Genomic DNA, 21,545 nt, shown 5'->3' with positions numbered 1-21,545 from the left:
CGTCAGTCGATACAAAAATGCCCGGGCTTGCCCGGGCATTTCTTTTGGCACTTTCCAGTCGGGAGGTTTGTCCAGGAGGCGACCGGTTCAGCGGTTCAGCGTAGGGCGGCCGACAGCCGCTGTTCGAACGCATCGTCATCGTTTTCCGCCAGCAGCATTTCCACCTGCGTCAGCGTCGCGCGACGCATCGGCGTGTCGTCGGCGCGGCGGTCCAGCGGCGCCTGCCGCAGCGAGTCGCGCGGCAGCACGGTCAGATCGAACGGCAGCTCGTCGGCGGCAAACAGCAGCACGGGAAACTCCGACTGTTCCTCGCGCGTGGTGCGCAGGCGGCGCGTCTGGGTTTCGATCGGCACGCCGTTGTCGAACAGATAGCGGCCCACGGCGTCGGGATCGTCGCTGAACACGTGCAGGCAGACGGCCGAGTGCGTGTCGGCCGTGCCTTCGAGCACGGCGCCGACCAGGCGCGGTTCGAAGGCGGAGAGAAAGCGCATGGCTTCCACCGCCGCCTCGCGCCGCTGACGCAGCGATCTGGGCTGGCTGTCGCCCAGAAACAGCCGCTGGTGCTCGCGCAGCGCTTCCTCGATTTCCAGATTGCGCGGCAACGCCTGCGTGTCGAGAATGCCGAGCCGTTCGGCGGCCTTGAGTTTGGCGTGATGAAAGTCGCGGATGCCGTGCTCGCTCATCAGGCGAGCGGCCTCCTGGGCTATGCGCAGGCGGCTGCGCTGCAGCCGGTCGTGCGCGTGGATGCGGTGGTGTTCGCCTCGGGACATGACACGCTCCTCATCGTTGGATGGCCTGCTGTATCGGCGCCGCGAGGGCAGCGGCGAGCAGCGTGGCGACTTAAAAAATATCGTAGGCGTGCTGCTGGTCCTCTTCTTTCTGCTGGGTAGCCTGCGTGCGCAGGCGGTCGACGTCCTCCACCTTGAAAATCTCGTTCATGCCGTTGGGGTCGTCCGGCGTGGTCGGCAGGCCGCTGTCGCGGTTGATGAATACCGTACTGATCCCGGGCGGCATTGGCAACGAGTTCATCGGCAGGCCTTTGAGCACATCGCCCATGTAGTCCATCCAGATCGGCAGCGCGGCCTTGGCGCCGAACTCGCCGTGGCCGAGCGAGGCGTAATCGTCAAAGCCTACCCATACGGCGGTAGCAAGATCGCCGTTGAAACCGACGAACCAGGCGTCACGGTGATCGTTGGTGGAACCGGTCTTACCGGCCAGATCGGTGCGGTTGAGCGATTTGGCCGCCGAGCCGGTGCCGCGCAGGATCACGTCCTTCATCAGCGAGGTGAGCAGGTAGTCGTTGCGGATGTCGATGACATGCGGCGCAAGCACCGGCGGGTGCGCGTTCTGGTTATGCACGTCGGCGGGAAGCACGGCAATGCCCACGCCGTCAACGCTGCTACCCGACGCGGGGGCTGCGCTGGTGGCGACGGGGACATCGTTCGCCGGAGTCTTGAGCATGTCGGCCGGCGGCGGTCCGGGCGGGCTGCTCTCGAGGAGGCGCTCCTGGCAATCGAGGCAGGCGCGGGCCGGGTTGGCGACATAAACGGGCTTGCCGCTGCGATCATCGATTTCGCTGATGAAGTAGGGGGTGACCAGATAGCCGCCGTTGGCGAACACGGAATACCCGCGCGCCATGCTCATCGGCGACACCGAGGCCGTGCCCAGGGCCATCGAAAGATTGGGTGGAATCGCGTCGAGAGGAAAGCCGAAGCGGGTTACGTAGTCGCGCGCATAACGCACGCCAATGGCGTCCAGCAGGCGCACGGAGACCAGGTTCTTCGACTGCACCAGCGCCTCGCGCAGGCGCATCGGGCCGGCAAACTTGCCGTCGTCGTTGGATGGTGTCCAGACGCCACCCGGCCGGGAAGGATCCGGCAACGCCAGCGGCGCGTCGTTGATGATCGATGACGGGGTGAAGCCACGCTCGAAGGCTGCCGAGTAAAAATACGGCTTGAAACTGGAGCCCGGCTGGCGCGCCGCCATCACGGCGCGATTGAATTTGCTCAGCGAAAAATTGAAGCCGCCGACCAGCGCGCGAATCGCGCCGTCTTCCGGACTGATCGAGGTCAGTGCCGCCTGCGCGCGGGGAATCTGGTCGAGCTGCCACTCGCCCTTGTCGCTGCGGGAGAGGCGGATCACATCGCCGCGCTTGAGCACCTTGCTGACGGCGGTCGGCGCCGCGCCGACGCGATCGTCGTCGATGTGCGGACGGGCCCAGCTCATCGCCGCCAGATCGAGTTTGACGTCCGTGTGATCGGCCATATAAACGGTGGCCTCGGTCGCGTCGGCGGCGGTCACCAGGCCCGGCTGCATGCCGGAAATGCTGAAGTAACTGGACAGCACCCGGTCGTAGTCCGACGGGCCGGCGTCGGCAGCCAGATCCTGGTGCGCCTCCGGCCCGCGCCAGCCATGGCGGTGGTCATAGATTTCCAGCCCGTTGCGCACCGCCTCGACGGCCACTTTCTGGCGGTCGCTCTGCAGTGTCGTCTTGACCACGTAACCTTCGGTCAGGGCCTCGTTGCCAAGCCGGTCCAGCGCCTGGCGTCGCACCATTTCGGCGAGATAAGGTGCGTCCACTTCGATGGTCTGCTCGTGCGGAAAGGCGTGATTGGGCTCGTTGATGGCCTCTTCGTACACCGGATGCGTGATGTAGCCGTGCTTGAGCATCTCGCCCAGCACCCAATTGCGCCGCGCGATGGCGCGGGCCGGGCTATTGATGGGATTGACCACGGAGGGCAACTGGAAGGTCGAGGCGAGCAGGGCGCACTCGGCGACGGTCAGTTGGTCCAGCGTCTTGCCGTAGTAGTACTCGGCCGCAGCGGCCACGCCGTAGGCGCGATGGCCGAGAAACATCTTGTTGAGGTACAGCTCGAGGATTTGATCCTTGGTCAGCTCATGCTCGATGCGCAAGGCGATGAAAATCTCGGTCAGCTTGCGCGAATACAGCTTTTCGGGGCTGAGAAAGATATTGCGCGCGACCTGCTGGGTGATAGTTGAGCCGCCCGGACCCTTGTCACCACCCGTGGCGATCACGTGCCATCCGGCCCGGACGATTCCGTGCCAGTCCACCCCGGGGTGGTGGTAGAAGTCGGCATCTTCAGCCGACAGTACCGCGTGCTTGAGCTGGTCCGGCACATTGGCAATGTCGACCGGAATGCGCCGCGTTTCGCCGAAGCTGGCGATGAGCTTGCCGTCGGCGCTGAGTACGCGCAGGGGCACCTGCATGTGGTAGTCCTTGAGCACGGCCACCGCCGGAAGCCGCGGTGCGATCAGCCAATAGGCCACGCCCACCGCAACGACGGCGAGCAGCATGCCGGAAAAAGCCAGGATGAGAGCCCAGCGCAACAATCGCTTGAAAATTCGCATGGTGGGTTGGCAAGGCCAGAGTCAAAACGTGCCAGAGTATAGATGTAGCGGTATTGTCTGGACGCGTCGAGGTCAAGCCGGCGGGGCTCCGGCCCGTAGAGGTCTACCCCCGCAATTGTGGTGGACATCACGACAATTAGTTGAGAAAGTTCGCGTAGACCGTTGCCATTGCGTTAATTTTTCGATTTAATGCCATTGCGCATCCCTCCAGGTTTCTGGTCAGGGGCGCCTAGTGGTCAGGGGGAAACACCGTGGGGCTTTTCACACCCAAGAAGCCGGCGCTGATAGGTGTCGACATCAGTTCGACTGCCGTCAAGCTGCTGCAGCTCAGTCAGGCCGGCGGGCGTTTTCGCGTGGAACACTACGCGGTCGAGCCGCTGCCACCCAATGCCGTGGTCGAAAAGAACATCGTCGAGGTTGAGGCGGTGGGCGACGCGATCCGCCGTGCGCTGGCCCGCTCCGGCTCCAAAGTCAAGCACGGCGCGGCCGCGGTGGCTGGTTCGGCGGTGATCACACGCATCATTCCCATGGCCAGCGATCTGTCCGAGGACGACCTCGAAGGTCAGATCCAGATCGAGGCCAATCAGTACATCCCCTACCCGATCGAGGAAGTCAGCCTCGATTACGAGGTGGTGGGCCCGGTACGTGACAACCCTGACATGAACAACGTGCTGCTGGCCGCCTCGCGAACCGAGAACGTCGACATGCGCGTGGCTGCCCTCGAATTGGGCGGCCTGACCGCTGGCGTCATCGACGTCGAAGCCTTCGCGATGGAAAACGCCTTTGCCATGGTCGCCGACCAGCTGAGCGTGGGTCGCGACGCACTGGTGGCGGTGGTGGATATCGGCGCGACCATGACTACGCTGTCCGTTTTGCGCAACCAGCGAACCATTTACTCGCGCGAGCAGGTGTTCGGCGGCAAGCAGCTGACCGACGAGATCATGCGTCGCTTCGGCCTTTCCTACGAGGAGGCTGGTCGCGCCAAGCGCAAAGGTGGCCTGCCGGAATCTTATGAGAGTGAGGCGCTGGAGCCGTTCAAGGAATCGCTGACTCAGCAAATCAGCCGCCTGCTGCAGTTCTTCTTCGCCGGGAGCGAATACAGCAAGGTCGATCAGGTGGTGCTGGCCGGTGGCTGCGCCTCGATCGAAGGCCTGGGCGCCATGCTGGAAGAACAGCTCGGGGTGCCGTGCATCGTGGCCAACCCGTTGGCGCGCATGTCGCTGTCGCCGCGCGTGCAGGCGCAGTCGCTGGCGCAGGACGCGCCGGCCTTGATGATTGCGGTCGGTCTCGCGCTGAGGAGCTTCGACTGATGGCACACGTCAACTTACTCCCGCATCGCGCCGCGCGGCGCAAGCAGCGCGAACGCGAGTTCTACATCCAGCTCGGTGTGGCGTTTGCCGCGGCCATCGTCTTTCTGCTGCTCTGGGGCTTCTGGATGGGCGAGCGCATCGACAACCAGAACGAACGCAACACCCTGCTGCAGAACGAAATCACTCAGGTCGATGTGCGCATCACCAAGATCAAAGATCTGGAAAAAGTGCGCGACCACCTGCTGGCACGCAAGCAGATCATCGAGCAGCTGCAGGCCGACCGCTCGCAGATGGTTCACCTGTTCGACGAACTGGTGAAAACCATTCCCCCGAGCGCACGCCTGACTGGCGTCAAGCAGGATGGGCAGTCGATGTCCCTCGACGGCGTGTCGCAGTCCAACGCCAGCGTCGCCGAGTACATGAAAAACATCGAAGCCTCGCCGTGGCTGGGTCATACCGAGCTGCGCAAGACGGAGAAAAGTGCGGAAGCCACGCGCATGCCCTACACCTTTGGCCTGGATATCGCACTCAGCCGTCCGAAGGCCGACCAGGTGACTGATTCTGGCGCGCCCGCTGGAGCCGCTTCCACCGCCGCCCCGGCCAAGGCGGCCAGCGCTCCTGCGACGGGAGGAGCGAAACCATGAAATTTTTCAACGACCTGCGCAATCTCGATCGCAATAACGTCGGCGGCTGGCCGCAGTCGGTCAAGATGTTTTTCACCGGACTGCTGTTTGCGGTCATTGTGCTTATCGGCTGGTATTTCTTCATCGGCGACCAGCAGGACAGCTTGACGACGCTTGCCGCCAAGGAAGATGCGCTGAAACAGGAGTTCTCGACCAAGCAGGCCAAGGCGGTCAACCTCGAAGCGCTGCAGCAGCAGCTCGACGAGATGCAGGACATGCTGCGCCAGCTGCTGCGTCAGCTGCCGGGCAAGACCGAAATGCCGGAATTGCTGGTCGATATTTCGCAGACCGCGCAAAGCGCGGGCCTGGTGAACGAGCTGTTCCAGCCGGGTCCGGAAACACCGAAGGATTTTTACGCGGAAAAACCCATCACGCTACGCATGACCGGTACCTACCACCAGTTCGGCGCTTTCATCAGCGGTGTGGCCTCGCTGCCGCGCGTGGTGATTCTGACCCTGCACGACGTGTCGCTGACACCGAAAAATGCCACCAAGGCGGGCGCCGCCAGTGACGGCCAGCTGGTGCTGCAGGGCACGGTGAAAACCTACCGTTATCTCGATGACGAAGAGAGCTCTACCACCATCAAGGCTTCAGGCAGCACCCCGCCGGGAGCGCACAAATGAAAAAGTCTGCCCCCTTCAATCCGACACGGGCGATACAAATTCTGCTGATGCTGGGGATTGCCCTGGTCGTCAGCGGCTGCACCCGAGGCACCTCCGATCTGCGCGACTGGATCGCTCAGGAGAAAGCCAAGAAAGGTGCGCCGATCACACCGCTGCCGGTGATCAAGACCTTCGAGTCTTTCAAGTACGACGATCAGGACAAGCGCGACCCGTTCAGCCCAAGTCTGGCCGAAAGCGAGCCGAGTTCGGCCAACAGCGGTCCGCGGCCGGATGCCAATCGCGCCAAGGAACCGCTGGAGATGTTCTCGCTGGATAGCTTGAAGATGGTCGGCACCGTCGGCACGGGTGCGGGCACCGAGGTGCTGATCAAGGACCCCGGTGGCGTGATCCACCGCATCCACAAGGGCGAATACATGGGCCAGAACTACGGACACGTCATCGCCATCAGCGATGACCATATCGATCTGGTCGAGCTGGTATCCAACGGTAACGGTGGCTGGATGGAACGTCCTGCCAGCATCGCCCTTGCCGGGCAATAGGAAACACAGGGGCTGATGCAATGACCAATCCAATCCAATCTTTCCGGGGCCGTGTCATGCGCCATGCGAGTCACTACATTCTGGTGGGCTTGCTGCTCGCCGGCGCCAGCTGGACCGGCGCAGCCTCTGCCGCCGGCACCACGCTGAAGAACATCAGCTACGAAACGCGGCCCGGCGGCAACGTCGAGCTGAAAATGGATTTCGGCAACGGCCCCGTGCCGCAACCGAAGATCTTCACCACCGGCAATCCGCCGCGCATCGCGGTGGATTTTGCCGATACCGACAATGCATCGGCACGGCACATCACCATCGGTCAGGGCTCGACCGCCGGCGTCTCGGCAGTGACCGCCGGTGGCCGCACCCGTGTGGTGGTCGAGCTGACGCGTGAGTCGACCTACCGTTCGCGCGTCGAAGGGCACAGCCTGCTGCTGACGATCAACAACGGCACGGCCGATCAGTCGGTAACCACGGTCGCCACGATCGATCCATCCAAGGCGCTGCCGTCGTCGATGAATGGGCCGGCCATTTCCAATATCGATTTCCGCCGCGGTCCGAATGGCGAAGGTCGTGTACTGATCAGTTTCAGCGGCACCGGCGCCAATGCCCAGCTCACGCACAAGGGCGATCTGGTGACCGTCAACATCGACCATGCCAATCTGCCGCCCAATCTTGCGCAGCGGCTGGACACGCTGGACTTTGCCACGCCAGTGCAGTCGATCGTGACCAAGGCCGGCATGGGCGGCGGCGCGCACATCGAGATTGCAGTGAAAGGCAATGTCGATACGTCGGGTTATCAGACTCCGGATCAGTACGTGGTCGAGGTGTCGGCCAAGAAATCGGACGACAAGGCCACCACGCTGACCAAGGACGGCCAGCAGCTGCCGGTCTACACCGGCAAACGGGCGACGTTCAATTTCCAGGATATCCCGGTGCGCTCGGCACTCCAGCTGATTGCCGACGAATCCGGCCTCAACCTGGTGGCGTCCGACAGCGTCACGGGCGGCGTGACGCTGCGTCTGGACAACGTTCCATGGGATCAGGCGCTGGACGTGATCCTGCGCGCGAAGAGCCTGGACAAGCGCCGCGACGGCAACGTGGTCTGGATCGCGCCCCAGGCCGAGCTGGCCAAGTACGAACAGGACATCGCCGATGCCAAGTTGAAGGCACAGGACACGGCTGAGCTGATCACGGACTATGTGCCGATCAGCTATGGCAAAGCTTCCGATATTGCAAAGCTGCTGACGACCGGAAGCCTCCAATCGATCAGTGGTGGTAGCACCAACCCCAATGCACAGCATGGTTTTCTGTCGGCCCGAGGCAGCGTGGCATTTGACGTTCGCACCAACACGCTGCTGCTCAACGACACGCCGCAACAAATCAAGCAGCTCCGCGAGCTGATTGCCGTATTGGACAAGCCGGTGCAGCAGGTCTTGATCGAGTCGAGGCTGGTCGTCGCAACTGACAACTTCACTCGTGATCTTGGCGCGAAGTTCGGCATCACCGGCAAGCAGAACAACACCAGCTTTCAGAACTCCACTGCTGCCGGAACGGCATTGGCATCTGGGACGGGCGGCGGTAATGTTGTTTCGATCGGTGGCACGGACAACGGAAACGGCACCGCCGGTGGTAGTGGTCTGAACTTCAATTTGCCCGCGACCACCACGGCGGGAAGCTTCGGACTGGCAATTCTGGGGGCCAATTATTCACTCGATTTGGAGCTTTCTGCCGCGCAGACTGAGGGTCGGACCGAAGTCATCTCCAGTCCGCGAGTCATCACAGCCAATCAACAGGAAGCTGTTATTCGTCAGGGTCAGGAAATCGGCTATGTGACTTACCAAAACTCGGTCGGCAGTGCTGCGGGCAGCGGTACGGCGACGGTTGCCTTCAAGGATGCCGTGCTTGAACTTAAAGTCACACCGACCATTACGGCGGACAACCGAATTTACCTTTTGATCAATGTCACCAAGGACGCGCTTGCGGGTTATATTACTGTCCCGGGCAGCGGCCAGGTTCCCACAATCAATACCAGCTCAGTGAATACGTCGGCGCTTGTCGACAATGGGCAGACGGTCGTGCTTGGCGGTATTTATGAGATCAACAACTCTGATACGGTGGTGAAAGTGCCAGGGCTGGGCGACGTCCCGATACTTGGAGCGCTGTTTCGGCAGACTTCGCGCAGCAACACCAAGGCGGAGCTGTTGATTTTCGTGACACCCCGAATCCTCAGCGAAACGCTGCAGTAAGGTGTTATGAAGTCCATCGTCAAAAGAGGCGGCTTCGGCCGCCTCTTTTTTTTGCCTCCAAGTCGATTCTCTCGGAATGATTAAACTTACGGCGATCTGCATTGTCTGAGAGCCACCCGCCAGCCAGAGCTTTCTTTCCCTCTTTCGACCGGCTGGCGGGTCTGTCGCAGCAACCGGAATGAACATGGATACCGCCGAAACGTCGTCAACAAGCCGCCTGCAGCACGCGTTTTCTTTGCTTCGTCAGGATCTGCAGCGGAGCATCATTGGGCAGCCGCACCTGATCGACTGCCTGCTCGTAGCCCTCCTCGCCGACGGGCATCTGCTGGTCGAAGGCGCGCCCGGTTTGGCCAAAACCACGGCGGTGAAGGCGCTGGCCGCGCGGATCGAGGCCGATTTTCATCGGGTGCAGTTCACGCCGGACCTTTTGCCGGCCGACCTCACCGGTACTGACATCTTCCGTCCGCAGAGCGGTGCGTTCGAGTTCGAGCGCGGGCCGCTGTTCCACAACATCGTGCTGGCGGATGAAATCAATCGCGCACCGGCCAAGGTGCAGTCGGCGCTGCTCGAAGCCATGGCGGAGCAGCAGATTACGGTGGGGCGCAGCACCTGGCATCTGCCGGAGCTGTTCATGGTCATGGCGACCCAGAATCCGATCGAGCAAGAGGGCACGTTCGCGTTGCCCGAGGCCCAGCTCGATCGCTTCCTCATGCACGTGGTCATCGGCTATCCGGATGCGGCCGCCGAGCTGGCCATACTTCGCCTCGCGCGTGAGCAGGCCAGCCAACGCGGCCAGGCTCCGGCCGTTTCGCCAGCGCTGATGAGCCAGGCGGATGTTTTCGAGGCGCGCGACGCGGCCATGGCGGTGCACATGGCACCGGCACTGGAGGAATATCTCACCCAACTGGTGCTGGCCACGCGCGACGCGGGCCGCTACGGCCCGGAATTGAAGCGATGGATTGCCTGGGGCGGCAGCCCGCGAGCCACCATCGCGCTGGACCGCTGCTCGCGTGCACGGGCGTGGCTGGCCGGCCGTGACTATGTGCTTCCTGAAGACGTGCACGGCATCGCGCACGAAGTGCTGCGCCACCGCGTGCTGCTCAGTTACGAAGCCGAAGCCGAGGGCGTGCGGCCCGATCGCGTGATTGATCGCCTGCTGGATCTCGTGCCGCTGCCGTGAGCGTCGTGATGCCGCAATCAGGTGATGGCGATGGTCGCACCGGGGTTTCACTGGCCGAGTTGATCGCGTTACGCGCGCGGGTTGGGCGCGCCAAGCTCGCGCCGCTGGTCAGCCGTGCAGCACGCAGCGGTCAGCAGTCCAGCCGTCTGTACGGCCGCGGTATGGACTATGCGGAATCCCGCGTTTACCAGGCTGGCGACGATGTACGCCGGCTGGACTGGCGGCTGACCGCGCGCAGCGGCAAGCTGCATACCAAGCTCTTTCAGGAAGATCGCGAAGGCTCGCTGCTGATTCTGGTCGATACACATGACGCCATGCGCTTTGGCACACGTGTGCGCTTCAAGTGCGTGCAGGCGGCGAGGTTGGCGGCTTGCGCGGCATGGTATGCCGCACGCGCCGGTGAGCGGGTCGGGGTGATGGCATTTGGACGGATTGATGCGCTCTTGCGTCCCGTCGCCGGGCCGCGCGGCGCGCTAGCGGTCTGCGGCGCCCTGGCCGAATGGGATTGTCGCCAGGAGTCCGATCGGAAGGAGTCGCTCAGCGACGCCCTGATGCGCGCAAATCGTCTGCAGCACGGCGCCAGCCGCGTGCTGCTTGTCAGCGACGGTTTTTGCGCGGATGCAATGTCGCGGCAGTGCCTTCTCGATCTCAGTCGACACGCCGCAGTGAGTGTTCTGGTCGTCGCGGACGCGATGGAGCTGGCGCTGGTACCGCCGGGTCGCTATCCGCTGGAACAGGGCGGCGCGCGCGAGGACGTGGTGCTGCAATCCGAACGTCAGCGCCGCGATTTTCAGCGCGCCGTCGGCGCGGGTCCCGCCCAACTCGGTGAATTGGCAAAATCCCTGGGCTTGCGTTGGCGCACTGCCGACACCGCTGCCGATCCGTTCGACGCAGTGGCCGGCGTACTTGGCGCGCGGAGGTCGGCGTGATGCAGGGCCTGCCCGCCCCATCGTCCAGCGCGGCCGCAGCGCAGGGTCCAACTCTGCGCGACATCCACCTGCCATCCGATCCGTCGTGGTGGCCCCCGGCGCCAGGATGGTGGATTCTCGCGGCCCTAGTGATTGCCACCCTTTTGATCGGCGTATCGATTCTGCGCCGTTATCGCAAAAAGGTCCGGCAGCGCGGACGCGTGCTGGCCGAACTCGATGCCCTGGAGCAGCAGTACGCCAGGGACGGAAATCCCGCGATCCTTGCAAGCGGCATGCACCAGCTCCTGCGACGCGTCGCCCGTCGACATGATGCGCGGGCCTCGAACCTGCGCGGCCAGGCGTGGCGGGAGACGCTGTCCCGCGTGCCGGTCGATGTCACGGCGCTGGATCAACTGGTGGCACTGGAGCAGGTGATGTATCGCGCGCCCTCGTCATTCGATCAGGCCGCGGCATCTGCCGCTGTTCGACAGTGGCTGCGACTGGCCCTGCAGCCGGGCAAATGGAAGCGCGACAGAAATTCGCAAGCCAGGGGAGGGGCGCGCGCATGACGACCTTCGCCTGGCCATGGATTGTCGTGCTGCTGCCCCTGCCGTGGCTGCTGTGGCGCTGGATGCGACCGGTAGCGCCGGGGCAGGCGCTGCACCTGCCGCAGCCGGGCGTTCGACTGGCACAGGTTGGCAGCCAACCGGCGCATCGTGTCGGGCCATGGCTGCTGGGACTCGCGTGGCTGTGCCTGCTCGCGGCGGCCGCGCGGCCGCAGTGGATCGGGCCGCCGCAGGCGCAGCAGCACAGCGGGCGCGCGCTGATGCTGGCTCTGGATCTATCCGGCAGCATGCGCACCGAGGATATGAATCTGGCCGGTCAGCCGGTCAGCCGCTTCGGCGCCGTGGAGGCCATTGCCGGTGACTTCATCAGCCGCCGCCGCGGTGATGAAATGGGCTTGATCCTGTTCGGCACGCAGGCATTTCTGGTGACGCCACTCACGTTCGATTTGTCCGCCGTGCGCGCACAGTTGGAAGGCTCTACCGTCGGCCTTGCCGGTACCGAAACGGCGATTGGTGATGCGATTGCCGTTGCCGTGAAACGCCTCTCCGCGCTGCCGCAGCAGGCGCGTGTGCTGGTGCTGCTCACCGATGGCGTCAACAACGCCGGCAGCATTGCACCGCGTGAAGCGGCACGCGCCGCCAAGGCGGCCGGCGTGCGGATCTACACCATCGGCATCGGTGCCGATCAGATGCGGGTGCAGGGATTTTTCGGCAGCCAGATGGTCAACCCGTCGGCGGATCTCGATGCCGATATGCTGACCAGCATTGCCACAGAAACCGGCGGACGTTTCTTCCGCGCCACCGACAGCCGCGCGCTCGCCGACGCGTATCGCGCCATCGATGCGCTGGAGCCGATGCCACAGCACGGCCCGACGCTGCGGCCCAGGCGGGAGCTGTTCCGTTGGCCGCTGGGTGCCGCGATTGTGCTGCTGCTGATCGCCATCGTGCCGCGACAATTCGCTGGCACGCGGAGTGCCCCGCATGACTGAGGCGCTCAAGCAGTTCCATTTTCTTCAGCCGATGTGGCTGATCGCGCTCGTCGCGCTGCCGCTGCTGTTTTGTTGGGGTGTGCGGCGGCGCGCGACGCCAATCGAGCTTTCCCGCCTGGTCGATGCCGAGCTCTTGCCGTATCTGCTGCGTGGTCAGCCGGCCAATCGTTATGCGCCATCGGGATTGTTCGTTCTGGGCTGGACGCTCTGCGCGCTGGCATTGGCCGGCCCGACCTGGAATCGCGTCGCGCAGCCGCTGTACGCCCATCGCGCGGCGCAAGTGTTGGCGATATCGCTGTCGCAGCACATGCTCTCGCGTGACGTCACGCCCAGCCGGCTGGATCGCGCGCGGTACAAGGCGCACGACCTGCTGGCGAGCAATCGCGATGGGCTGAACGGGCTCATCGGCTACGCCGGCGAAGCGTTCGTGGTGGCGCCGCTGACTTCCGATGCGGACAGCCTCGGCGACCTGCTCAACGCGATGAGCCCGGACACCATGCCGGTGGATGGCGACAACGCCGCGGCAGCGATTCAGCGCGGTGCGGCGCTGATTCACGATGCGAACGTGTCGGGCGGTTCGCTGGTGCTGATCACCGATCAGTCCGACGCGTCGGCGGAAGCTGCCGCGCGCGTCGCCCACGCCGCTGGCGTGCGCGTATCGGTGCTCGGGGTGGGCACCTTGCAGGGCGGCCCCATACCGCAGGCAAACGGCGGATTTTTGCGCGACGAGCAGAATCAGATTGTTCTGGCCCGTCGCGACGATGCCGCGCTCAACGCGCTTGCAGCTGCCGGCGGTGGACGCTACGCGCTGATGACGACGGACGCTGCCGATATCGACGCCTTGAAAAGTGAACTGCGCGCCGGGCCGTCGGCAGAGGCGGCAGGTCAACTCGGTGACGAATGGCAGGACAGGGGCCCGTGGCTGCTGCTGCCGCTGCTGCTGGTGGTAGCGCTCGGGTTTCGTCGCGGCTGGCTTTTGCTGCTGCCGCTGATCCTGCTGCCGCTCTTGCCCGGTCGCGCCGACGCGACCGACTGGCACGATCTGTGGCAGCGCCCGGATCAGCGGGCCGCGCAGACCCTGCGCCAGGGCGGCTCGGCAAAGCAGGCGCAGCAGCTCGCGCGTGATCCGGCATGGCGCGGCGCGGCGGATTATCGCGCGGCGGATTACGCCGCCGCTGCAAAAACCTTGCAAACCCTGCCCGGCAGCGACGCGGCGTACAACCGCGGCAATGCGCTGGCGAAGCAGGGGCAATACAACGAGGCCATCGACGCGTACAAGCAGGCGTTGAAAGCCGATCCTGCCAACGCCGACGCGGCAGCCAATCTGAAGGCGGTGCAGGACTGGCTGAAACAGCAAAAGCCGCAGGATCAGAAGCAGCAGGGCCAGAACCAGCAGAACAAGGATCAGAATAAGCAGGATTCGTCGAACTCGAAAAATCAGCAAAACGGCGAGGGCAAAGATCAGCCCAAGCCCGGCGAGCAGGGCAAGGATGGGAAGTCCGATCCTTCGCAAAAGCCGAACGACAAGCCGTCGCCGGATGCCGGCAAGCCATCGGATAAACCGGGACAGAGCGGTCAGGGGGATACGCAGAAGCAGCCGTCGCAAGATCCATCCAAACCCGACGCATCCGATCCGTCGAAACACAATCCATCCCAACAGGATCAGCCTGGGAAAAATTCGTCGACGAATGATCAGGCATCCGAACCGCCCAAGCCGCTGACGCCGCAGCAGCAGGCCGAACAAAAGGCCAGCGCCGACAAGGCGCAGCAGGCTTTGCAGAAGCAGATGGATCAGGCGCTCGCCGGTCAGCAAAAAGAATCGCAGCAAAAGCCGCCGGCCACGCACCAGCTGGGCGAGATGTCGAAAGACGATCCCAATGCCAAGCTGCCGGCCGATCTGCGCCAGGCGATTCAGCGGGTTCCGGATGATCCCGGCGCGCTGCTGCGGCGGAAATTTCAGCTGGAATACGAGCAGCGCCACGGTGGCGTGCCGAACGAGGATGATCAGCCGTGATGCATCGACGACTTATTGCATGGTGCCTGCTTGCCCTGTTGCTGATACCCGCGTTCGCCAACGCCGCCGAAGTGCAGGCGACGCTCGATCGCAGCACCGTGGCGCTGGGCGAAACGGTGACCTTGAACCTGCATATTCAGGGCGACGTGGGCAATATCGCGATGCCCGATCTCAGCGTGCTCGGCAACGATTTCGATATGCTCGGCACGTCGCAAAACAGCAGCGTCAGCGTCGTCAACGGTGCTGCAACGTCCGAGTTGATTCTCGGCGTCGTGCTGCGCCCGCGACATACCGGAACCCTGCAGATTCCATCGCTCGCCATTGGCGGCAGCCAGACCGCGCCGCTGCAGGTTCAGGTGACGGCCGCAAGCCCTGCGAACGCTGCCGCGGCACATGGCGACGTTTTCATGGAGTCGCAGATCGAACCGAACCAAGCCTACGTCGGGCAGCAGTTGAGCTATGTCGTGCGGCTGTTTTTTGCCACCAGCATCAGCGACGGCTCGCTCGAGGCGCCGCAGCTCAACGGCCTGCAGTTCAACAAGATCGGCGACGACACCAACTATTCGGTCGAGCGCGGCGGTCGGCAGTACCACGTGCTGGAGCGGCGCTATGCGGTAGTGCCGCAGCGTGCCGGTCATGTCGAGATCCCCGCAGTGAACTTTCAGGGCGTTGCGATGGATCCGTCCGACCCGGACAGCTTCTTCGGCGCACGCAAGCCCGTGACGGCGAGCGCGCCGCCGGTGGCAATCGATGTGAAGCCGACGCCGGCCGACTGGGGCGGTACGGCCTGGCTGCCGGCGCGCCAGCTGACGCTGACGCTTGATGGCTTGCCCGACGCACAGAGCCCCGTACGCGTCGGCCAGCCGCTGAATCTGACGATGAATCTGCAGGCGACCGGCCTGCCGGCAGAGACGCTGCCGGCGCTGAGTCTGCCGCCTCTGGACGGAGCCACCGTGTATCCGGACAAGCCGACGACGGCAGGTCGCACTGACGGGCCGTGGATCGTCGGCCAGCGGCAGGAGGCTTTCGCCGTCGTGCCCAATCGTGCCGGCACATTGACGATACCGGCAACGACGCTGAAATGGTGGGACGTGCTCACGGATCACATGGAGGTTGCACAGATTCCGGCGCACAGCTTCACCGTGCTGCCAGCTGTTGGTGGTTCGGACGTCCAGACGGCGAGACCTGCAGAAGCTTCAACAGTCGTTTCGGCCGCTGCGTCAACCCCGGTTACGGCGTCGTCGACGGATACGCCCTGGCGCTGGATCGCCCTCGGCAGCATCGCTCTGTGGCTGCTCAGCATGCTGGCCTGGCTGTTGTTGCGCAGCGGCCGCCGCCGATCTTTGCCGCGGCCACCGGCCGCAGAGAATGCGAATGCATCCGCGCGCGAACGGCAGCGTGCGTTTCTCGCCGCCGCCCACGGCAGCGATACGACCGCACAGGTGCGCAGCCTGCTGGCCTGGGCGAGGGCGGAACGTCCTGCCATCCAGCATCTGGGTGATCTGAGCGGGCTGCTCGGCGACGAGGCGCAGCGTGTGGCGATCGCACGCCTGCAGCAGCGGCATTACGCCGGCGCCTCGTCGCCGTCAGGCGATTCCAACCTCGCGGAGGAATTCAAAAAGGGCTTTGTCTGGCGAGTCGATGGCCGTGGCGAAGAGGCCAGCGATCTTCCACCGCTGTATCCGTTCAAGCTGCATTGAGCGCGCGCTGGAATATCGCCTGCATGGTGTCGCTGTAACAACACAGGATCACGTCGATAGACGCGTTGTCAGCCAGCTCCTCGCACAAGGCGGCGACGGCGATCGGCGCGGCGAGTTCGGCGGGGTAACCGTAAACGCCGCAGCTGATCGCCGGAAACGCCATGCTGCGCAAGCCGTACTCGCGCACCTTATGCAACGAGTGGCGATAGCACTGGCTCAGAAGAAGCGCTTCGCCGTTGTCGCCGCTGCGCCAGATCGGGCCGACCGTGTGAATCACGTAGCGTGCTGGCAGTTCGAAGCCGGGTGTGATGCGCGCCTCGCCGGTCGGGCAGCGTACCCCTGGTCGGACCTCTGGCAGCGCGCGGCAGGCCTGCAGCAGGGCCGGTCCGGCTGCGCGATGAATGGCGCCGTCGACGCCCCCGCCGCCTAGCAAGGCCGGAGCGGCAGCGTTGACGATGGCATCCACGTGCAATCGCGTGATGTCGGCGGTGATAGTGGCGATCGGCATGGCTTCAGGTAGGGTGGCGTCTTATGCTTCGATCACGGCCGGAGTGGCAAAAGCTTATGAAGATTGAAGATATCTCCTTTGGCTACCTGCTGAGCGATGTGACTTTGCTCGTTCGCAAACACTTCGATCGGCGTGCGTCGAAATTCGGCCTGACCCGCGCGCAGTGGCGTGCGGTGAAGGTGCTGAATTTGCGTGACGGCCTGCGGCAAACCGAACTGGCCGACTTTCTGGAAATGGAGCCGATCGCCGTGGGACGCGTGATCGATCGGCTGCAGGCCGCCGGCTTCGTCGAGCGGCGGCCTGATCCATCGGACCGGCGCGCGTGGCGACTGCACATCACCGAGCAGGCGCGCAGCGTGGTCGACGATATGGAGGTCATCGGTCGTGGCCTGCGCAAGGACGCCACCGTCAATATCACCATCGACGAGCTGGAAAGCGCGCTGGCGGTGATCACCCGGATCAAGGAAAACCTGCTGGCGCTCGAACAGAATGAGACCGCCACAGCGACAGAGTCCTTATAGCGCGCGTAAGAAGGCGTGCCTGAGCAAGCATTAATAAAAAAACGGCCCGAGGGCCGTTTTTTAGTGCGGGTGGATTTATTCGCCGGCGCCGTCGTTCTTGAAGGCACCCGGCGCGGAGCCGAAATCACCCTTGGCCTCGGCAGCCATATACGCATAGGCCGCATACACGGCGACGTTTTGTGCGAGCTCCTTCGGATCGATCTTGTCCAGCGTGTCGTTGGCGTTGTGGTGGTAGTCGAAGTACATGGTGCCGTCTTGGGTCAGCGACAGCGCAGCCATGCCCTTGGCGTGCATCTGCGACAGGTCCGATCCGCCGCCGCCGGGATGCGTCTGGTCATACGCCACGCAGAGCGGCGCCAGCACGCCGGCGATTTGCGCGATTGCAGCACGTGCCTCGGGTTTTACGCTGGCGGTCATGCGCCACACCGGGCCCGAGCCGAAGTCGGACTCGGTGCCGAGCTGATGATTGGCAACGTCGTCGGCATGCTTGTTGGCGTAGGCAATGCCGCCGTACAAACCCATCTCCTCGTTGGCGAATGCGATTACGCGCACGGTGCGGTCCGGCCGCTGCGGCAGATCATGGATCAGCTTGCCGGCGGCCATGGCGATGGCCACGCCGGCGCCGTCGTCGATCGCGCCGGTGCCCAGATCCCAGGAATCCAGATGACCGCCGATGTCGACGATCTGCTTGGGATGCTTGCGGCCGGTGATCTCGCCGATGACGTTGGCGCCGGTGAAAGTCCCGGTAATGCCGCAGTCCAGGTCGAGCCGCACGCTCACCGGCTTGCCGTAGGCGAGCACGCGTTCGAGCTGATCGGCATCGGGGTTGGACAGGGCCGCCGCAGGAATGGCCTGCGCTGGATCCGTGAAAATGGTGACGCCGGTATGCGGCGTGCGGCTGTGCTCGTCGGTGCCGGCCGAACGCAGGATGAAACCCGCCGCGCCCTTGCTCGATGCGATGGCCGGGCCGCCGGTACGAATCGCCGAGCCCATGCCGTAATAGTGCCCGTCCTTTTGACGGGTCATGCGGAAGCCGATGTAGACGATCTTGCCTTTCACGCTGGCCGGGTCGGCGGCTTTCAATGCCTCCAGGCTATCGAACCTGATCACATCGGCGGTAAGGCCGCCGGCGGGGGTGCCGGCCGAGAAGCCCAGCGCGGTGAGCGCCAGCGTCTGCGGAAACGGCGCCACGATGGCGCCGCGCTCGCTGCGACGCTGCCACAGCGGATACGTCACCGCTTCGGTATAGACCTTGTCGTAACCGAGTTCCTTGAACTTGGCTATTGCCCAGGTACGGGCGCGCTCGTCGTTGACGCCGCCGGCAATACGCGGGCCGACTTCGGTGGTGAGCGAGCTGATGATCTTGTAGCCGGTGTCGTCATTCAGCGCCTTGTCGCGCAGCTGTTCGGCCGTCTTTACGGCCGCATCGGTAATACGGGTGTCGGCGGCACAGGCTTGGCCGACACCCGCAAGCAGCAGGCTGGCAGCGAGAAGCGTGAGGGGAAAACGGGGCATGGTGAGGTTCCGAATGGAGAACGGAGAATGTGAGAGGGGGAAAGAAAAACTGCCGCGAGACCGGCACCCGTCGGAGAAAGAGAAACAGGCACGGATTCGTGAAACGAAAAACGGAGCAGCGTTCCCCGTTTCCGCCCTTACTTCGACTTCAGCAGATCGCGAATTTCCGTCAGCAGCACCACGTCGGCCGGCGGTGCGGCGGGAGCGGCGGGCTGCCGGCGGGTGAGCTTGTTGATCGCCTTGACCACCAGAAAGATCGCGAACGCAATGATGACGAACTGGATCAGCGTGTTGATGAAGGCGCCGTACTGCACCGCAACTTCCGCCACCTTGTGCGCGGGGTTGCTGGCATCGGCCGGCTTGAGCACCCACTTCATGTCGGAAAAATCGACGCCGCCGGTGACCATGCCGATCAGCGGCATGATGATCTGATCGACCAGCGAGGTTACGATCTTGCCGAAGGCGGCACCGATGACCACACCGACGGCCAGATCGATCACGTTGCCACGCATGGCGAATTCTTTGAATTCCTTGAGCATGCTCATGTCTGCTTCTCCCCGGGTTGGCGGCCTCGATGAGAGGCCTTCTCTGATTGTTTCGAATCGACCTTAGCAGGTTGCCTGGTGATGCCGGCGGTTCTTGGTGACGCTAAACGATGCGGCCGCTGAGTTCGGCAACGCCCTGCAGCTCGGCATGAAACCTGTCGCCGCGCTGCAGCGCCGCCACGCCGGCCGGGGTGCCGGTAAAGATCAGGTCGCCCGCTTTCAACTCGAACAGATGGGACAGCGCCGCGATGATTTCCGGCACGCTGTGGACCATTTCGCCCAGCGTCGTGTGCTGACGTCGGCTGCCGTTGACGTGCAGTTGCAGCGTCGTCTGCGCATCCACGCGCACGTCGGCCGCCGCACGCAACGCGGACACCGGCGCCGAATGATCGAACGCCTTGCCGGTATCCCAGGGATTGCCCTTGGCTTTCGCCTGCGCCTGCAGATCGCGACGGGTGAGGTCCAGGCCGATGCCGTAACCCCAGATCAGGGCCGACGACTGCTCCGGCGAAAGATCGCGCCCGCCGCTGCCGAGCGCCACCACCATTTCCACTTCGTGATGCAGATCGTTGGTGGCCTGCGGATACGGCACGTCGGCACCGTCGCTGACGATGGCATCGGCCGGCTTGCAGAAAAAGATCGGCGCGGTCTTGTCCACGCTCGAGCCCATTTCCTTGGCATGGTCGGCGTAGTTGCGGCCGATGCAGAAAATGCGCCGTACGGGAAAGCGTTGATCGCTGCCGACGATCGGCAAGCTGGCTGTTGCAGGGGAGGGAATGATTGTTTTCATGACGACAAGCGTAACAAACCCGATCGATGACGTCGTGTGATCGCAGTGCAATATGGCGCTGCCGCCTGGAAGGGGCATAATCGCGCACGGGGAAACAATGAGCCGATCGGACGAACAGCATGGCGCCGGACGCATGACATCTGTCATCGACGATGGCTGATGCTGCACCCTGATCGTCGGGAGAGCGATCAGTCAATCTTGCATGCGAGGGGCGCGCACTCAGGCGGCCCGCATGCAACAAGCGGCCGGCCATGTCGGACTCGGGAGTCAGGGTGAGTAACGCGGATCTATTGAAGGAGCTGCGCATCGATCGCAGCCAGCGCGAGGACCATGGAAATCACGGTCCGGGCCGCTGGCCGTGGATGATTGTCGCGATCGTCATCGTGCTGGCGCTGCTCGGCGGTGCCGGGTGGATGCTGTTCGGTCATCGGCCGATCGTCGTGCAGACGGCAGTCGCGGTGTCGCCGGCCAACGACAGCGAAGCCGGTGCCGTGCTGCAGGCGACCGGCTATGTCACCGCACGGCGTCAGGCCACCGTATCGGCGCAGATCACTGGCACGCTGACCGACGTACTGATCGAGGAAGGCGATCGCGTCAAAAAGGATCAGGTGCTGGCGCGTCTGGACGACAGCGGCTATCGCGCCGCGCTCGACTCGTCGAAAGCCGCCGCCGGTGCAGCGCATGCGCTCGTTGCGCAGTACCAGTCGCAGCTGGCGCAGAACCTGCGCGATGCCGATCGCGAGAAGGGTCTGGCGGCTCAGGGGCTGGTCGCGACGCAGCTGGCCGAGCAGGCGCGCACGCTGGCCGACAGCACGCGCTCGCAGCTATTATCGCAACAGCGTCAGGCGGTGTCGGCCGATGCCCAGGTGACCGAGGCGCAGGTCAACTTCGACTACTGCGTGGTGCGCGCGCCGTTCGATGGCGTGATCACCACCAAGGACGCGCAGGTCGGCGAAATCATCTCGCCGTTTTCTGCCGGCGGCGGCTTCACCCGCACCGGCATCGGCACCATCGTCGACATGGATTCGCTGGAAGTCGATGTCGACGTCAACGAGGCCTATATCGGCAAGGTGAAGGCGAACATGCCGGCCGAGGCGGTGCTCGACGCGTACCCCGACTGGAAGATTCCCGCGCACGTCATCGCCATCGTGCCCACTGCTGATCGCGGCAAGGCGACGATCAAAGTGCGCGTGGCGCTGGAGCAAAAAGACGTTCGCATCGTGCCCGACATGGGCGTGCGGGTGTCGTTTCTCGACGTCAAGCCTAAGACTACCGCGCAAGCGCCGCAGGGCGTACTGGTTCCAGCCACGGCCATCGTGCAGCGCGACGGGCGCAGCGTGGTTTTTGTGTTGACTCATGTCGCGTCCGATCACGCCAGGGCGCAGCAGCGCGTCGTGATACCGGCGGCGCAGACGTATGGCGATCTGCGCCTGGTACCGGCCGAGGTAGCCGTGGGCGACAGCGTCGTTATCGCTCCGCCGCCGGACTTGCGCGACGGGTCGGACGTCCAGATCAAACCGGCATCACCGTAGTTTCATCGCG

19 protein-coding genes are annotated in these 21,545 nt (G+C 63.9%); 13 read left to right on the top strand and 6 right to left on the bottom strand.

What is annotated here, in order from left to right:
* Positions 1 to 95: 95 nt before the first annotated feature.
* Both ACDK93_RS17185 and ACDK93_RS17180 read right to left on the bottom strand, forming a co-directional pair.
* The gene (locus ACDK93_RS17185) at positions 96 to 770 is read right to left on the bottom strand and encodes a hypothetical protein (protein WP_458070233.1); all 675 of its coding nucleotides are present in this window, start codon (positions 768 to 770) and stop codon (positions 96 to 98) included.
* A 70-nt stretch (positions 771 to 840) separates the two neighbouring features.
* The gene (locus ACDK93_RS17180) at positions 841 to 3,369 is read right to left on the bottom strand and encodes a penicillin-binding protein 1A (RefSeq protein WP_458070231.1); all 2,529 of its coding nucleotides are present in this window, start codon (positions 3,367 to 3,369) and stop codon (positions 841 to 843) included.
* Positions 3,370 to 3,620: 251 nt separating this feature from the next.
* On the opposite strand from ACDK93_RS17180, the gene ACDK93_RS17175 reads away from it, so the two are divergent.
* The 11 genes from ACDK93_RS17175 (at position 3,621) to ACDK93_RS17125 (ending at position 16,124) form a co-directional block, all read left to right on the top strand.
* Complete coding sequence (locus ACDK93_RS17175) at positions 3,621 to 4,679, top strand: pilus assembly protein PilM (protein WP_458070229.1); 1,059 nt, start codon at positions 3,621 to 3,623, stop codon at positions 4,677 to 4,679.
* A complete protein-coding gene (locus ACDK93_RS17170) occupies positions 4,679 to 5,323 on the top strand; it encodes a PilN domain-containing protein (RefSeq protein ID WP_458070227.1) in 645 nt (214 codons plus the stop codon). Before ACDK93_RS17175 ends, ACDK93_RS17170 begins: the two co-directional genes overlap by 1 nt.
* On the top strand, positions 5,320 to 5,985 hold the full coding sequence (locus ACDK93_RS17165; protein WP_458070225.1) for a type 4a pilus biogenesis protein PilO: 666 nt from the start codon (positions 5,320 to 5,322) through the stop codon (positions 5,983 to 5,985). The genes ACDK93_RS17170 and ACDK93_RS17165 overlap by 4 nt, the downstream gene beginning before the upstream one ends.
* Positions 5,982 to 6,524, top strand: a complete 543-nt coding sequence (locus ACDK93_RS17160; RefSeq protein WP_458070223.1) for a pilus assembly protein PilP — start codon at positions 5,982 to 5,984, stop codon at positions 6,522 to 6,524. The genes ACDK93_RS17165 and ACDK93_RS17160 overlap by 4 nt, the downstream gene beginning before the upstream one ends.
* A 56-nt stretch (positions 6,525 to 6,580) precedes the next feature.
* On the top strand, positions 6,581 to 8,767 hold the full coding sequence (pilQ, locus tag ACDK93_RS17155; protein WP_458070222.1) for a type IV pilus secretin PilQ: 2,187 nt from the start codon (positions 6,581 to 6,583) through the stop codon (positions 8,765 to 8,767).
* A gap of 184 nt (positions 8,768 to 8,951) precedes the next feature.
* On the top strand, positions 8,952 to 9,947 hold the full coding sequence (locus ACDK93_RS17150; protein ID WP_458070220.1) for an AAA family ATPase: 996 nt from the start codon (positions 8,952 to 8,954) through the stop codon (positions 9,945 to 9,947).
* An 8-nt stretch (positions 9,948 to 9,955) separates the two neighbouring features.
* On the top strand, positions 9,956 to 10,876 hold the full coding sequence (locus tag ACDK93_RS17145; protein ID WP_458070218.1) for a DUF58 domain-containing protein: 921 nt from the start codon (positions 9,956 to 9,958) through the stop codon (positions 10,874 to 10,876).
* Positions 10,876 to 11,424 carry a DUF4381 domain-containing protein gene (locus ACDK93_RS17140; protein WP_458070216.1) on the top strand — a complete coding sequence of 183 codons (549 nt, stop codon included), beginning with the start codon at positions 10,876 to 10,878 and terminating at the stop codon, positions 11,422 to 11,424. The genes ACDK93_RS17145 and ACDK93_RS17140 overlap by 1 nt, the downstream gene beginning before the upstream one ends.
* The gene (locus ACDK93_RS17135) at positions 11,421 to 12,410 is read left to right on the top strand and encodes a VWA domain-containing protein (protein WP_458070214.1); all 990 of its coding nucleotides are present in this window, start codon (positions 11,421 to 11,423) and stop codon (positions 12,408 to 12,410) included. Before ACDK93_RS17140 ends, ACDK93_RS17135 begins: the two co-directional genes overlap by 4 nt.
* Positions 12,403 to 14,424: a tetratricopeptide repeat protein gene (locus tag ACDK93_RS17130; RefSeq protein WP_458070213.1), complete on the top strand. Its 2,022-nt coding sequence runs from the start codon at positions 12,403 to 12,405 to the stop codon at positions 14,422 to 14,424. The genes ACDK93_RS17135 and ACDK93_RS17130 overlap by 8 nt, the downstream gene beginning before the upstream one ends.
* Positions 14,424 to 16,124, top strand: coding sequence for a BatD family protein (locus ACDK93_RS17125; protein WP_458070212.1), 1,701 nt, complete (start codon positions 14,424 to 14,426; stop codon positions 16,122 to 16,124). The genes ACDK93_RS17130 and ACDK93_RS17125 overlap by 1 nt, the downstream gene beginning before the upstream one ends.
* On the opposite strand, the gene ACDK93_RS17120 is transcribed toward ACDK93_RS17125, so the two are convergent.
* Positions 16,111 to 16,632 (bottom strand): O-acetyl-ADP-ribose deacetylase, encoded by a 522-nt coding sequence (locus tag ACDK93_RS17120; protein ID WP_458070210.1) that lies wholly within the window; start codon positions 16,630 to 16,632, stop codon positions 16,111 to 16,113. The genes ACDK93_RS17125 and ACDK93_RS17120 overlap by 14 nt on opposite strands.
* Before the next feature lie 56 nt (positions 16,633 to 16,688).
* Here ACDK93_RS17120 and ACDK93_RS17115 point away from each other — a divergent pair, with 56 nt between their 5' ends.
* Positions 16,689 to 17,153 carry a MarR family winged helix-turn-helix transcriptional regulator gene (locus ACDK93_RS17115; RefSeq protein WP_458070209.1) on the top strand — a complete coding sequence of 155 codons (465 nt, stop codon included), beginning with the start codon at positions 16,689 to 16,691 and terminating at the stop codon, positions 17,151 to 17,153.
* A 75-nt stretch (positions 17,154 to 17,228) separates the two neighbouring features.
* Here ACDK93_RS17115 and ACDK93_RS17110 read toward each other — a convergent pair whose 3' ends face one another.
* The 3 genes from ACDK93_RS17110 to ACDK93_RS17100 all read right to left on the bottom strand — a co-directional run bounded on the left by ACDK93_RS17110 (position 17,229) and on the right by ACDK93_RS17100 (position 20,003).
* Positions 17,229 to 18,668, bottom strand: coding sequence for a M20/M25/M40 family metallo-hydrolase (locus tag ACDK93_RS17110; protein ID WP_458070207.1), 1,440 nt, complete (start codon positions 18,666 to 18,668; stop codon positions 17,229 to 17,231).
* A 137-nt stretch (positions 18,669 to 18,805) separates the two neighbouring features.
* Entirely contained in the window at positions 18,806 to 19,213 is a 408-nt protein-coding gene (gene mscL, locus ACDK93_RS17105) for a large-conductance mechanosensitive channel protein MscL (protein WP_458070206.1), read from the bottom strand.
* 103 nt (positions 19,214 to 19,316) lie between these two features.
* Complete coding sequence (locus tag ACDK93_RS17100; protein ID WP_458070205.1) at positions 19,317 to 20,003, bottom strand: fumarylacetoacetate hydrolase family protein; 687 nt, start codon at positions 20,001 to 20,003, stop codon at positions 19,317 to 19,319.
* Positions 20,004 to 20,275: 272 nt separating this feature from the next.
* On the opposite strand from ACDK93_RS17100, the gene ACDK93_RS17095 reads away from it, so the two are divergent.
* Positions 20,276 to 21,535: an efflux RND transporter periplasmic adaptor subunit gene (locus ACDK93_RS17095; protein WP_458070203.1), complete on the top strand. Its 1,260-nt coding sequence runs from the start codon at positions 20,276 to 20,278 to the stop codon at positions 21,533 to 21,535.
* The last annotated feature ends 10 nt before the right edge of the window (positions 21,536 to 21,545 follow it).

The sequence above is a fragment of the Rhodanobacter sp. BL-MT-08 genome (genome assembly GCF_054161255.1).
The sequence above is the reverse complement of the archived record's forward strand: the minus strand, read 5'-3'. Positions and strand labels throughout refer to the sequence as shown.